The organism is Pseudomonas sp. WC2401, from assembly GCF_041200115.1.
GTDB classification, from domain to species: Bacteria; Pseudomonadota; Gammaproteobacteria; order Pseudomonadales; family Pseudomonadaceae; genus Aquipseudomonas; species Aquipseudomonas fragi.
This window is the reverse complement of record NZ_CP165623.1, coordinates 1,160,050-1,172,500: the sequence shown is the minus strand read 5'-3', so window position 1 is coordinate 1,172,500 and position 12,451 is coordinate 1,160,050. Positions and strand designations below refer to the sequence as shown.

Below are 12,451 nucleotides of genomic sequence, written 5' to 3'. Positions count from 1 at the left end.
CAGTTCCCAGGTTGAGCCCGGGGATTTCACATTCAACTTAACAAACCACCTACGCGCGCTTTACGCCCAGTAATTCCGATTAACGCTTGCACCCTCTGTATTACCGCGGCTGCTGGCACAGAGTTAGCCGGTGCTTATTCTGTCGGTAACGTCAAGACACCAACGTATTAGGTTAATGTCCTTCCTCCCAACTTAAAGTGCTTTACAATCCGAAGACCTTCTTCACACACGCGGCATGGCTGGATCAGGCTTTCGCCCATTGTCCAATATTCCCCACTGCTGCCTCCCGTAGGAGTCTGGACCGTGTCTCAGTTCCAGTGTGACTGATCATCCTCTCAGACCAGTTACGGATCGTAGCCTTGGTGAGCCATTACCTCACCAACTAGCTAATCCGACCTAGGCTCATCTGATAGCGCAAGGCCCGAAGGTCCCCTGCTTTCTCCCGTAGGACGTATGCGGTATTAGCGTCCGTTTCCGAACGTTATCCCCCACTATCAGGCAGATTCCTAGGTATTACTCACCCGTCCGCCGCTCTCAAGAGAAGCAAGCTTCTCTCTACCGCTCGACTTGCATGTGTTAGGCCTGCCGCCAGCGTTCAATCTGAGCCATGATCAAACTCTTCAGTTCAAACATCTTTGGGTTTTTAAGAAACCCTAAACTTGGCTCAGCAATCGTTGGTTACATCTTTGATTTCTCGCGGAGTAACCTGTGATGCTGATAATCTTGTTGACTATCAGTCTGACTCCACAAGCACCCACACGAATTGCTTGATTCAATTGTTAAAGAGCGGTTGGTTTGGCTTTCGCTGAACCGAGGCGCGCATTCTACAGCAGCCTCTGTTGCTGTCAAGCGGTTATTTTAAGATGTTTTCAAAGTTTCCTCTGTAACATCAACCACTTGCGCTTTCGATCTCTCGTTAGCGGGAGGCGAATTCTACAGCGTTACACGCTGCTGTCAACACCTCATTTCCTGCTTCGATGACTTGAAGCTAGCACCGCCGAAAACCATCCAACTCATTGAAACTCAAGGAGTTTTCCGTTTCGACTGCGCCGGAAGTGGGGCGAATTATAGACAGTTACAAATGCGAGTCAAGGGTTAATTGAGCAAGCCTATCAATTAACCCCCAAACCCCGATCTTACTCGGCTTTCAGCGTGATTCGTGCGAAAGCCTTCTTGCCGGCCTGGCACACATGGGTCGAACCGAGTGCATATATATAGGTGCGATCAACCACCTCACCATCGATACGCACACCACCCGAACCCAGCAGATCGCGGGCCACTGCCGAGTTCTTCACCAGACCTGCCTTATTAAGGACAGCTGCAATCGGCATATCCTCAGTAGCCGTCAGCTCGATCTCCGGCAGATCATCAGGCAGCTCGCCATCCTTCATGCGGTTACCGGCACCGCGGTGGGCATTGGCAGCAGCCTCTTCACCGTGGAAACGGGCAACGATCTCTTCGGCCAGCTTGATCTTGATATCGCGAGGGTTGGCACCGGCCTCGACTTGCGCCTTGAATTCGTTGATCTCGTCCATGGAACGGAAGCTCAACAATTCAAAGTAGCGCCACATCAAGGCATCAGGAATGGAAACCAGCTTGCTGTACATCACGCCTGGCGCTTCCTGGATTCCGACATAGTTGCCCAGGGACTTGGACATCTTCTTCACGCCATCCAGGCCTTCAAGCAAAGGCATGGTCACAATGCACTGCGCTTCCTGACCGTAACCGCGCTGCAGCTCGCGCCCCATCAGCAAGTTGAACTTCTGGTCAGTACCGCCCAACTCGACGTCCGCCTTGAGCGCAACCGAGTCATAACCCTGTACCAGCGGATAAAGGAACTCGTGAATGGCGATAGGCTGATTGGTGGTATAGCGCTTGTCGAAGTCGTCGCGCTCAAGCATGCGAGCAACTGTGTATTGGGAAGTCAGGCGAATGAAGTCGGCAGGCCCCATTTGATCCATCCAGGTGGAGTTGAATGCCACCTCGGTTTTTGCCGGATCAAGAATCTTGAACACCTGAGTCTTGTAAGTCTCGGCGTTCTCGAGCACCTGCTCACGCGTCAGCGGTGGACGCGTTGCACTTTTGCCACTTGGATCACCGATCATTCCGGTGAAATCACCAATCAGGAAGATCACCTGATGGCCCAGCTCCTGAAACTGGCGCAGCTTGTTAATAAGTACGGTATGACCCAAGTGCAGATCGGGCGCCGTAGGGTCGAATCCGGCCTTGATACGCAACGGCTGGCCGCGCTTGAGTTTCTCGACCAATTCAGACTCGACCAGTACCTCTTCGGCACCCCGCTTTATTAGCGCTAGCTGCTCTTCAACCGACTTCATATCAGACCCGTAAGGCTCAAATTCAAAGGGAACCAACGATACAAGATCAGGGACTAATTACAAGTTCCGGCGGGCATACGGCTGACTATCCGCGCGCGAATAGCTCGCAGACTTGCTTCAAGGGCGATTTGGTTATATTTTATACAGTTATTTCATATTCAATGTGTCAGTCATCTTTTCCAATTCATCCTTATCTCAAAGTCAAAATCATCTATGACCAGTCAACCGCCTAAAGCGCCACCGCTTTATCCGAAGACCCACCTGCTTGCCGCAAGTGGTATCGCCGCCCTCTTAAGCCTGGCCTTGCTGGTATTTCCCTCCAGCGAAGTAGAAGCCAAACGAACGACCCTGAATCTGGAGCTGGAAACCCCGGCAGAACAACTGACACAAGAACAAGACGCTTCCGAGCTCGTTCAAGCCACAAATGAAGCGAATCCATCGCCATTTGCCCAGATCGAACAGCAGGACAGCGCACCGGTAGCGACCGCCACGGTCGAGCCTGAAGCGGCCCCCGCCCCCAGCCACCGCGAAGTGATTGTCAGCAAGGGTGATACGCTCTCAACCCTGTTCCAGAAGGTCGGCCTGCCCGCGACCTCCGTCCACGAAGTACTGGCTAGCGACAAACAAGCCAAGCAGTTCAGCCAGCTCAAGCACGGCCAGAAACTCGAATTTGAAATGAGCCCCGACGGCCAGCAGTTGAACAAGCTGCACAGCCAGGTCAGCGACCTTGAGACCATCACCCTCAACAAAACCGCCAAAGGCTATACCTTTCGCCGCGTAACGGCCCAGCCAACCATGCGCTCGGCGTATGCACACGGCGTGATCAGCAGCTCCCTGTCTGTTTCGGGCCAGCGCGCGGGCTTGCCGCACAGCACCACGATGGATATGGCCAAGGTGTTCGGCTACGACATCGACTTCGCCCAGGACATTCGCCCAGGCGACCAGTTTGAAGTGATCTACGAGCAGAAAGTGATCAACGGCAAAACCGTAGGTACCGGCAATATCCTCTCTGCTCGCTTCACCAACCGCGGCAAAACCTTCACTGCCGTGCGTTACACCAACAAGCAGGGCATCAGCAATTACTACACCGCTGATGGCAACAGCATGCGCAAGGCATTTATCCGCACACCCGTAGATTTTGCCCGCATCAGCTCGCGCTTCTCCTCGGGCCGCAAGCACCCGATCCTGAACAAGATCCGCGCCCACAAAGGTGTGGATTACGCAGCACCGCGCGGCACCCCGATCAAGGCGACCGGAGATGGCAAAGTGCTTTTGGCCGGCCGTCGCGGCGGTTACGGCAACACCATCATCATTCAGCACGGCAACACTTACCGTACGCTTTACGGGCACATGCAAGGCTTTGCCAAGGGCGTGAAGACCGGCGGTTCGGTCAAGCAGGGTCAGGTAATCGGCTATATCGGTACCACCGGCCTTTCGACTGGCCCGCACTTGCACTACGAGTTCCAGGTAAATGGCGTACACGTTGACCCTCTGGGCCAGAAGCTGCCGATGGCCGACCCTATCGCTAAAGCAGAGCGCACTCGCTTCCTGCAGCAGAGCCAGCCATTGATGGCGCGCATGAACCAGGAAAAGGCCACCCTTCTGGCCTCGAGCAAGCGCTAAGCCATGGCCCTCTATATAGGTGTGATGTCCGGAACCAGCCTGGACGGTATGGACATCGCCCTTATCGAGCTGGGCCATAGCATCGAACTACGCGCTACTCATTACATCCCCATGCCGCAAGCTCTGCGTAGCGAGCTGCTTGGCTTGTGCGCCAGCGGCCAGGATGAAGTGGCTCGCTGTGCAATCGCGGAAAACCACTGGGTCGAACTGGCCGCGCAGGGCGTCAACACGCTCCTGGCACAACAGCATCTGTCCCCGGCAGACATCCGCGCGATAGGCAGCCATGGCCAGACCATTCGCCATGAGCCCGCCCGAGGCTTTACCGTGCAGATCGGTAATCCGGCGCTGCTGGCCGAATTGACCAACATCTGCGTCGTCGGTGATTTTCGACGTCGTGATGTGGCTGCCGGTGGCCAGGGCGCGCCTCTGGTTCCAGCTTTCCATGAAGCCTTGTTTACCGATGAGAGCGGCAACAGAGCAGTACTCAACGTAGGCGGCTTCAGCAACTTAAGCCTGATAACAGCTACTGCTCCCGTTGCCGGCTTCGACTGCGGCCCGGGCAATGTCCTGCTGGATGCCTGGATACAGGAAAAACGCGGCGAGCTTTATGACCGCAATGGTGACTGGGCTGCAAGTGGCAAGGTTGAGCCACTGTTGCTCAACGCCCTGCTCAGCGACCCGTTCTTCCAGACCAAGGGCCCCAAAAGCACGGGGCGTGAGGTGTTCAACCTCGCATGGTTGAAACAGCATTTGTTCAACCTGCCCACCTTCCCTGCCGAAGACGTTCAGGCAACCCTGCTGGAACTTACCGCACAGACCATCGTGCAATCGCTGCGCACTGCCCAGCCCCACACGGACGAACTGCTGGTATGCGGTGGCGGCGCCCATAATGCGGCCTTGATGGCCCGCCTTGGCGAATTATTGGCACCGGCTCGAGTGAGCAGCACCCAGGCCAAAGGCGTGGACCCTGACTGGGTTGAAGCAATGGCCTTTGCCTGGCTTGCTCACTGTTGCCTGCAAGGCATCCCTACCAACCGCCCCAGCGTTACCGGCGCACGCGGCCTTCGCGTGCTGGGCGCCATCTACCCCGCCTGACGCTCCCCACCAAACCCCAGACAGCAAAACGCCGCGTAGTTACGCGGCGTTTTGCTTGAAGCCTGCTCGATGGGATCAGATCGAGAACGACGAGCCGCAACCACAGGTGGTGGTGGCATTAGGGTTCTTGATCACGAAGCGCGAGCCTTCCAGACCTTCCTGGTAATCCACCTCGGCACCCGCCAGATACTGGAAGCTCATCGGGTCAACCACCAGGCTTACGCCCTCGCGCTCAACCAGGGTGTCGTCGTCGGCCACTTCTTCATCGAAGGTGAAGCCATATTGAAAACCGGAACAACCGCCGCCCGTAACGAATACGCGCAACTTCAAACGATCATTACCCTCTTCATCGACCAGGCTCTTCACCTTGTGCGCAGCACCTTCGGTGAATTGCAAAGCCATGGGGGTGAAGGATTCGACGCTCATGCTGACTATCTCCCGGCGTTATGCCGCCATAATGCGTGATGAAGCGCATTATCCGCTTCTCCTAGAAAAGCGGTCAACTATTCATAAGTAGCAACGGCAAGTGAGCCTCTGCCCACTTGCCGCTTGAAGGGTGAAACCCCGGCGCCGTTAAGGCAGCATCCCGGCATGGGACAAGCCCAGACGCTCATCCAGACCGAACATGATGTTCATGTTCTGCACGGCCTGGCCTGACGCGCCCTTGACCAGGTTGTCGATGACCGACAACACCACCACCAGGTCGCCGTCCTGTGGACGATGCACCGCAATCCGGCACACGTTGGCACCGCGTACGCTACGGGTTTCCGGGTGGCTGCCGGCCGGCATCACATCGACGAAAGGCTCATTGGCGTAGCGCTTCTCGTACAAGGCCTGCAGATCAACCGAGCGATCCACCACGGTTGCGTACAGCGTGGAATGGATACCCCGGATCATCGGGGTCAAATGAGGAACAAAGGTCAACCCCACATCCTTACCTGCTGCGCGACGCAGACCCTGACGAATTTCTGGCAAATGACGATGACCTTTAACAGCGTACGCCTTCATGCTTTCTGACGTTTCAGCATACAAGGCACCGACACTGGCACCCCGGCCAGCACCGCTCACACCCGACTTGCAGTCAGCAATCAACTGCGAAGTCTCGGCCAGACCGGCTTCCAGCAAAGGCAAGAAGCCTAGCTGGGCTGAAGTCGGGTAGCAGCCAGGTACGGCGATCAAACGGGCTTTTTTGATTTGCTCGCGGTTGACTTCCGGCAGTCCGTAGACAGCCTCATCCAGCAGTTCTGGTGCGCCGTGCGGCTGGCCGTACCACTTGGCCCACTCCTCGGCGTCCTGCAAGCGGAAGTCGGCCGAGAGGTCGATGACCTTGGTGCCTGCAGCCAGCAGTTCGCCAGCCAGGGCATGGGCTACGCCGTGGGGAGTGGCAAAGAACACCACATCGCACGCACCCAGAGTTTGCGTGTCCGGCACACTGAATGCGAGGCCGTCGTAGTGGCCGCGCAGGTTGGGATACATGTCGGCAACTGGCAGGCCAGCCTCGGATCGAGAAGTGATGACAACCACTTCAGCCTGCGGATGCTGTGCCAGCAAACGCAGCAATTCGACCCCGGTGTAACCCGTGCCGCCGACAATACCGACCTTGACCATAACCTGCCCTCAACGAAACCACTGGAAAGCCTTCGATAATAGGGTCAGCGCGCCCCTGCGACAACCGCCAAGGTGACTCACAGGCGCTCTACTACTACTATTTGATCTACCGTGAACCTGGGAATAACTAAAAATGCTTTATCTATGGCTAAAAGCCTTCCACATCATCAGCATCGTCTGTTGGTTTGCTGGCCTGTTTTACCTACCACGCCTGTTTGTTTACCACGCACAAAGCGAAGATTCTGTCAGCAAAGAGCGATTCAGCGTCATGGAACGCAAGCTGTATCGCGGCATCATGGGCCCGGCAATGATTGCCACACTGATTTTCGGCGGCTGGCTGTTGTGGCTCAGCCCCGGCTTTCTCAGCCAGGGCTGGATGCATGCCAAGCTGACACTGGTGTTTCTGCTGATCGGCTATCACCATATGTGCGGCGCGCAGGTCAAGCGCTTTGCCCGCGGCGAAAACACGCGCACTCATGTGTTCTATCGCTGGTTCAACGAAGTGCCGGTGGTGTTCTTGCTCGCTATCGTAATTCTGGTGGTGGTCAAACCGTTTTAAACTCACGTCCTGACGATCCGAGGTTATCCAATGTCGCTGCCCGCCCTGCTTGAACAACGCTTGCGCCTGCCGGTAGTTGCCGCGCCCATGTTCCTGATTTCCAACCCGCAACTGGTGCTGGCCTGCTGTCGCAACGGCGTGGTGGGCAGTTTCCCGGCACTCAACCAGCGCGAGAGCAGCGGGTTCAAGGCTTGGCTGGAAGAAATCGAAGCCGGCCTCGCCACATTGGATAACCCTGCGCCCTACGCCGTGAACCTGATTGTGCACAACAGCAACCCTCGGCTGCAGGCGGACCTGGCGATCTGCATCGAGCACAAGGTGCCCATCGTCATCACCAGCCTGGGCGCCGTCAAAGAGGTAGTGGATGCCGTCCACAGCTATGGCGGCCTGGTGTTCCACGATGTCACCACCCGCCGGCATGCCGAAAAAGCTGCAGAAGCCGGGGTCGACGGGCTGATTGCCGTTGCCGCCGGTGCAGGTGGCCATGCTGGCACCTGGAGCCCGTTTGCACTGGTGGCCGAAATCCGTCAGTTCTTCGACAAAACCGTACTGCTCTCCGGTTGCCTGAACCACGGCCACGAAATCCTGGCAGCACAGATGATCGGCGCCGACCTTGCCTACCTCGGCACGCGCTTTATCGCGACCCAAGAGAGCCATGCGCCTGACGCCTACAAAGAGATGCTGCTGGCTTCACGCGCGGCCGATATTATCCACACCCCTGCCGTGTCAGGGGTGCCCGCCAGCTTTATGCGCCAAAGCCTGGAAAACGCAGGTTTCGACCTCGCGGCGCTGCAGGGCAAAAGCGAGACCAAGCTCAAACCGCTGACCGACGAAGCCAAAGCATGGAAAACCGTCTGGTCTGCGGGGCAAGGCGTAGGAGAAATCCACGACCTGCCAACCACCGATCAATTGATCGCACGCCTTGATGAGGAATACCGCAAAGCGCTCAACCTCACGTCGAGGCTGGGCCAACAGTGGCCCCATCACTGACAGTAACCAGCCCGCCAATCCCGGCGGGCTTTTGTTGAACACACCCGGACAAGGAAGCCACCATGCCCGAGCTGAGCCTGGACAAGACACCTCAAGAGCAGTACGCACCACTGGACCCTGTGGGCTTCAGTGGCCGGATCGGGCGTTTGCGGCTGCTGGCCTGGAGCATGGTCATCAGTATTATCGCCGCGGTGACATCACTTCTGGTGCTGCTCGCGGTCAAGGTCTCCCCCACGCTTGGCATGACCTGCGGTGCAACCCTCACGCTGGCCTACTTCATTGTCAGCCTGAGAATCGGCGCCCAGCGCTTGCATGACCTCAACTGGTCCGCCTGGATGCTGTTGTTGCATCTGGTACCGGTGGCCAACCTGGTGCTGACCCTCTTGATGCTGTTGATGCCCGGCACGCCCGGCCCCAACAAGTACGGCCCGCCGCCACCGCCCAACAGCCGGGCTGTCAACGTACTGGCCGCGATCACCATCTTCTTGATTGGATTGGGCATTTGCGCAATGGCCGCGCTCCTTGCTTTGGGCCTGATGACTGCAGTGATCAACGCAGTCAACGGCAACAGCCTGTAGACTGCCAGCCTTAATGAACGAGTTAACGCCAGGGACATCATTGTCACCGGACTGTACCGTTGCAATGGAGAACAGCATGACCCGTTACGCTTTAATCACTGGCGCCACCAGCGGCATTGGCCTGGCCTTGGCCGAGGCCCTGGCCCGGCGTGGGCGCAGCCTGATTTTGGTGGCCCGCCAACGGGATGCGCTGGAAACCATTGCCCTTGAGCTGACCCAGCGTTTCGGTGTCGAAGTGTTGTTCCGTGCCTGTGACCTTGGCGAGCCCCTGCGCCTGTCCGGCTTTTTACTGGAACTCGAAGAAGGCGACCGCCAGATCGACCTGCTGGTCAATTGTGCCGGCATCGGTACCTGCGGCCCGTTCCTGGCCCATGACTGGAGCGCAGAGCAAGACCTGATCGAACTCAACGTACTGGCGCTCACCCGCTTGTGCCACGCCATCGGCAACATGATGGCCGTTCAGGGCGGCGGGCAGATTCTCAATGTGTCCTCGATCGCCGCCTTCCAGCCCGGGCCGTGGCTGAGCACCTACTTTGCCAGCAAGGCCTATGTGCTGCACTTTTCCGAAGGCTTGCGCGAGGAAGTGAAAAAAACCGGCATCAAGGTGTCAGTACTTTGCCCCGGCATCACCCGCACCCGCTTTTTTGATGCGGCCAAGATGAATACCGACGCCATCAAGCAAAGCACCAGCGCCATGACCCCTGAAGAAGTGGCGCTCTACACGGTGCGAGCACTCGACAAGAACAAGGCGATCATTATTCCCGGGCGGCGCAACCGCTGGATCACGCGCTTGCCGCGCTTGCTCTCACGCTGGATGACGCGAAAAATTGCCGCCTCCGTTAACAAATCCTACTGCCCTCGTTAACGAGGCTGGGCGTAACTGGCTGCCCTGAGTACACTCAGACCGGACTTCACTCACGGAGACACAGCTTTGGATACTCTGTTCACCAAGATCATCAACCGTGAAATACCCGCCAAGATCATCTACGAAGACGATCTAGTGCTGGCTTTTCACGACATTGCCCCGCAAGCACCGATCCACTTTCTGGTTATCCCGAAAAAGCCGATCCGCACGCTTAACGACCTGACCGAAGAAGACAAGCCGCTGGCAGGTCATATTTTGTTCACGGCACAGCGCCTGGCCAAGGAACTGGGCTGCGAAGACGGTTTCCGCGTGGTAATGAACTGCAATGAAAAGGGCGGCCAAACCGTCTACCACATTCATATGCATGTGCTGGGTCAACGCCAGATGAACTGGCCGCCGGGCTGATTGACCACGGATCCCGACGCGCGAGCCCCGCGGCTCTCGCGTTACCCCCTGATCCAACGCAAACCCCGACCGCCCGATTGGGGTAAACTGACCGCCGTGATTTTTTCCGGAGGTAAGCATGACTACCCAACGTCACTACTCGCCGATTGACCGTCTTCTGTTACAAGCCGACACCGCCTTGCGCACGTTGCTGCCCTTCAGCGGCCAGCCGCATCGGCCGTCACCGGCCATCGTCAAGCCTGAAAACCCGCTGGCCCCACAGGCCAAGCGTCATGTTGCCGGCCTGATGCGCATCAACCATACCGGTGAAGTGTGTGCCCAGGCCTTGTACCAAGGTCAGGCGCTGACAGCCAAACTGCCCCATGTGCGTGAAGCGATGGAGCATGCTGCTGAAGAAGAAATCGATCACCTGGCCTGGTGCGAACAGCGCATCCGCCAGCTGGGCAGCCATCCCAGCGTGCTGAACCCGTTGTTTTACGGCATGTCTTTCGGGATCGGCGCCGCCGCAGGGCTGATTAGTGACAAGGTGAGCCTGGGCTTCGTTGCTGCGACTGAAGACCAGGTGTGCAAGCATCTGAACGAGCATCTTGAGCAACTGCCGCCGGAGGACGAAAAGTCCCGGGCGATCCTTGAGCAAATGCGCATCGACGAAGAACAGCACGCCGAGTCTGCGCTCAATGCCGGAGGCTTTCGCTTCCCTGCCCCGGTGAAGTTCGGCATGAGCCTGATGGCCAAGGTCATGACCAAAAGCACCTACCGGATCTGACAGCACAACCTTTGTGCAAGCAGGCTGGCTTGCGATTCCAGCGTCGCGGCCTTCGTGTCGAACCGTGGTGAGGCCATCGCGAGCAAGCCCGCTCCCACAGGGGGCTGCGAAGCAAAAAAAAGGCGGCTACCTCACGGTAGCCGCCTTTTTTTGTGCCGAGAATTTACGCCATGTTGCGCGCGTAGAAAATCTCGAGCATTTCGTGCTTCACCCGCTCAGTCACCTGGGCGCGCTGTTCAACCGACAGATTGCTGGTGGCATCGCCGAACAGGTAGTTATCCAGTTCGAACTCCTTGAGCAGCATCTTGGTGTGGAACAGGTTTTCCTGATACACATTCACGTCGGTCATCTGGTAACCGTCGCGGGTGTCTTCGGAGAGGTAGTTCTGGATCGAGTTGATCTCGTGATCGATAAAGTGCTTTTTGCCTTCCACGTCACGGGTAAAACCACGCACGCGGTAATCGACAGTCACGATATCCGAATCAAACTGATGGATCAGATAGTTGAGAGCTTTAAGCGGTGAAATAACGCCGCACGTCGACACGTCAATATCTACACGGAAGGTTGCAATACCGTCTACCGGGTGGATCTCCGGGTAGGTATGTACCGTGATATGACTTTTGTCGAGATGAGCCAGGATGGTCTCGGGCAGCGGGCCTGGGGACTCTTCGATCTGGCTTTCGGTAGGAATTACCGGCTGCTCGGAGATCAGAATCGTCACGCTGGCGCCTTGTGGGTCGTAATCCTGACGGGCAATGTTCAGGATGTTGGCACCAATGATATCAACCACATCTGTAAGGATCTGCGTCAGGCGCTCTGCGTCGTACTCTTGATTGATGTACTCAACATATGCCTGCTGGTCTTGCGGGGTTTCCGCATAACAGATGTCATAGATGTTGAAGCTCAAGGTCTTTGTCAGGTTATTGAACCCGTGGAGCTTGAGTTTGCTTTTCACCGTTATAAAACTCTCTATGTCGATGCGGCTCGGCCGCGTGATCCAGCATGCCCGTCAAGTGCGTGGGACGCACCTGCGTAGGACGGTTAACACCTCTTCGCGATGGCGATTTTGGTTATCTGTTCGGACATGTGGCCGGGATTATTCCCCGCCACTACCCTGAAAAAAGTGGCGCATTATGCAGACGTCAGCGACTGATCGCCAGAGTCTGCAGCGCATTTATGAAAATTGAATGTCCGCTCAGGCCAGTTCAATAATTTCATAATCATGGCTGATGGCAACCCCCGCCGCGCCGAGCATGATCGATGCCGAGCAATACTTTTCGGCCGACAGCTCGATGGCACGCTTGACCTGGGCTTCTTTCAAGCCACGGCCCTTGACCACAAAATGCAGGTGGATTTTGGTGAACACCTTGGGATCTTCAGTGGCGCGCTCGGCCTCCAGAAACGCTTCACAGCTCTCCACCGCCTGACGCGACTTCTTGAGAATGCTCACCACGTCAAAGTTGCTGCAGCCGCCAAGGCCCAACAGCAGCATTTCCATCGGGCGTACACCCAGGTTGCGACCGCCGCTCTCAGGCGGGCCATCCATGACAACAACGTGGCCACTGCCGGATTCGCCCAGAAACATGGCTTCACCCGCCCATTGAATGCGTGCCTTCATCGCCCAGA

The 12,451-nt window shown here is 57.0% G+C and carries 13 protein-coding genes and 1 rRNA gene (1 of these 14 cut by a window edge); 8 read left to right on the top strand and 6 right to left on the bottom strand.

All coding sequences use genetic code 11. The features are described 5' to 3' along the window. Both AB3G35_RS05275 and tyrS read right to left on the bottom strand, forming a co-directional pair. A 16S ribosomal RNA gene (locus AB3G35_RS05275) occupies positions 1 to 627 on the bottom strand; it reaches 910 nt to the left of the window's first position. Between the two features lie 509 nt (positions 628 to 1,136). Next, positions 1,137 to 2,336, bottom strand: coding sequence for a tyrosine--tRNA ligase (tyrS, locus tag AB3G35_RS05270; RefSeq protein WP_016782393.1), 1,200 nt, complete (start codon positions 2,334 to 2,336; stop codon positions 1,137 to 1,139). Positions 2,337 to 2,549: 213 nt separating this feature from the next. Here tyrS and AB3G35_RS05265 point away from each other — a divergent pair, with 213 nt between their 5' ends. Beyond that, complete coding sequence (locus AB3G35_RS05265) at positions 2,550 to 3,959, top strand: peptidoglycan DD-metalloendopeptidase family protein (protein WP_016782394.1); 1,410 nt, start codon at positions 2,550 to 2,552, stop codon at positions 3,957 to 3,959. 3 nt (positions 3,960 to 3,962) lie between these two features. After that, positions 3,963 to 5,054 (top strand): anhydro-N-acetylmuramic acid kinase, encoded by a 1,092-nt coding sequence (locus AB3G35_RS05260; protein ID WP_106115570.1) that lies wholly within the window; start codon positions 3,963 to 3,965, stop codon positions 5,052 to 5,054. A 75-nt stretch (positions 5,055 to 5,129) separates the two neighbouring features. Here the strand turns inward: AB3G35_RS05260 and erpA are convergent, their stop codons facing one another. Both erpA and argC read right to left on the bottom strand, forming a co-directional pair. Next, a complete protein-coding gene (gene erpA / locus AB3G35_RS05255) occupies positions 5,130 to 5,480 on the bottom strand; it encodes an iron-sulfur cluster insertion protein ErpA (RefSeq protein WP_016782396.1) in 351 nt (116 codons plus the stop codon). A gap of 147 nt (positions 5,481 to 5,627) precedes the next feature. Beyond that, positions 5,628 to 6,662, bottom strand: a complete 1,035-nt coding sequence (gene argC / locus AB3G35_RS05250; protein ID WP_095019509.1) for an N-acetyl-gamma-glutamyl-phosphate reductase — start codon at positions 6,660 to 6,662, stop codon at positions 5,628 to 5,630. Between the two features lie 133 nt (positions 6,663 to 6,795). Between argC and hemJ the strand changes: the two genes are divergently transcribed. The 6 genes from hemJ to coq7 all read left to right on the top strand — a co-directional run bounded on the left by hemJ (position 6,796) and on the right by coq7 (position 10,825). Continuing rightward, a complete protein-coding gene (hemJ, locus tag AB3G35_RS05245; RefSeq protein WP_016782398.1) occupies positions 6,796 to 7,221 on the top strand; it encodes a protoporphyrinogen oxidase HemJ in 426 nt (141 codons plus the stop codon). Between the two features lie 30 nt (positions 7,222 to 7,251). Further along, positions 7,252 to 8,211, top strand: coding sequence for a nitronate monooxygenase family protein (locus AB3G35_RS05240; protein ID WP_086795742.1), 960 nt, complete (start codon positions 7,252 to 7,254; stop codon positions 8,209 to 8,211). A 62-nt stretch (positions 8,212 to 8,273) separates the two neighbouring features. After that, on the top strand, positions 8,274 to 8,789 hold the full coding sequence (locus AB3G35_RS05235; protein WP_016782400.1) for a DUF805 domain-containing protein: 516 nt from the start codon (positions 8,274 to 8,276) through the stop codon (positions 8,787 to 8,789). Between the two features lie 76 nt (positions 8,790 to 8,865). Next, positions 8,866 to 9,654: an SDR family oxidoreductase gene (locus AB3G35_RS05230; RefSeq protein ID WP_016782401.1), complete on the top strand. Its 789-nt coding sequence runs from the start codon at positions 8,866 to 8,868 to the stop codon at positions 9,652 to 9,654. A gap of 66 nt (positions 9,655 to 9,720) precedes the next feature. Then, the gene (locus AB3G35_RS05225) at positions 9,721 to 10,059 is read left to right on the top strand and encodes a histidine triad nucleotide-binding protein (RefSeq protein WP_086795740.1); all 339 of its coding nucleotides are present in this window, start codon (positions 9,721 to 9,723) and stop codon (positions 10,057 to 10,059) included. A gap of 118 nt (positions 10,060 to 10,177) precedes the next feature. Next, positions 10,178 to 10,825, top strand: coding sequence for a 2-polyprenyl-3-methyl-6-methoxy-1,4-benzoquinone monooxygenase (coq7, locus tag AB3G35_RS05220; RefSeq protein WP_016782403.1), 648 nt, complete (start codon positions 10,178 to 10,180; stop codon positions 10,823 to 10,825). A 163-nt stretch (positions 10,826 to 10,988) separates the two neighbouring features. On the opposite strand, the gene speD is transcribed toward coq7, so the two are convergent. Both speD and AB3G35_RS05210 read right to left on the bottom strand, forming a co-directional pair. Beyond that, positions 10,989 to 11,780 (bottom strand): adenosylmethionine decarboxylase, encoded by a 792-nt coding sequence (speD, locus tag AB3G35_RS05215; RefSeq protein ID WP_016782404.1) that lies wholly within the window; start codon positions 11,778 to 11,780, stop codon positions 10,989 to 10,991. Between the two features lie 240 nt (positions 11,781 to 12,020). Next, positions 12,021 to 12,443, bottom strand: a complete 423-nt coding sequence (locus tag AB3G35_RS05210) for an OsmC family protein (protein WP_016782405.1) — start codon at positions 12,441 to 12,443, stop codon at positions 12,021 to 12,023. Positions 12,444 to 12,451 lie beyond the last annotated feature (8 nt).

Excerpts from the sequence above, each read along its gene's own strand:
- tyrS (WP_016782393.1), bottom strand. The coding sequence starts at position 2,336 with ATGAAGTCGGTTGAAGAGCAGCTAGCGCTAATAAAGCGGGGTGCCGAA.
- AB3G35_RS05265 (WP_016782394.1), top strand. The coding sequence starts at position 2,550 with ATGACCAGTCAACCGCCTAAAGCGCCACCGCTTTATCCGAAGACCCAC.
- AB3G35_RS05260 (WP_106115570.1), top strand. The coding sequence starts at position 3,963 with ATGGCCCTCTATATAGGTGTGATGTCCGGAACCAGCCTGGACGGTATG.
- erpA (WP_016782396.1), bottom strand. The coding sequence starts at position 5,480 with ATGAGCGTCGAATCCTTCACCCCCATGGCTTTGCAATTCACCGAAGGT.
- argC (WP_095019509.1), bottom strand. The coding sequence starts at position 6,662 with ATGGTCAAGGTCGGTATTGTCGGCGGCACGGGTTACACCGGGGTCGAA.
- hemJ (WP_016782398.1), top strand. The coding sequence starts at position 6,796 with ATGCTTTATCTATGGCTAAAAGCCTTCCACATCATCAGCATCGTCTGT.
- AB3G35_RS05240 (WP_086795742.1), top strand. The coding sequence starts at position 7,252 with ATGTCGCTGCCCGCCCTGCTTGAACAACGCTTGCGCCTGCCGGTAGTT.
- AB3G35_RS05235 (WP_016782400.1), top strand. The coding sequence starts at position 8,274 with ATGCCCGAGCTGAGCCTGGACAAGACACCTCAAGAGCAGTACGCACCA.
- AB3G35_RS05230 (WP_016782401.1), top strand. The coding sequence starts at position 8,866 with ATGACCCGTTACGCTTTAATCACTGGCGCCACCAGCGGCATTGGCCTG.
- coq7 (WP_016782403.1), top strand. The coding sequence starts at position 10,178 with ATGACTACCCAACGTCACTACTCGCCGATTGACCGTCTTCTGTTACAA.
- AB3G35_RS05210 (WP_016782405.1), bottom strand. The coding sequence starts at position 12,443 with ATGAAGGCACGCATTCAATGGGCGGGTGAAGCCATGTTTCTGGGCGAA.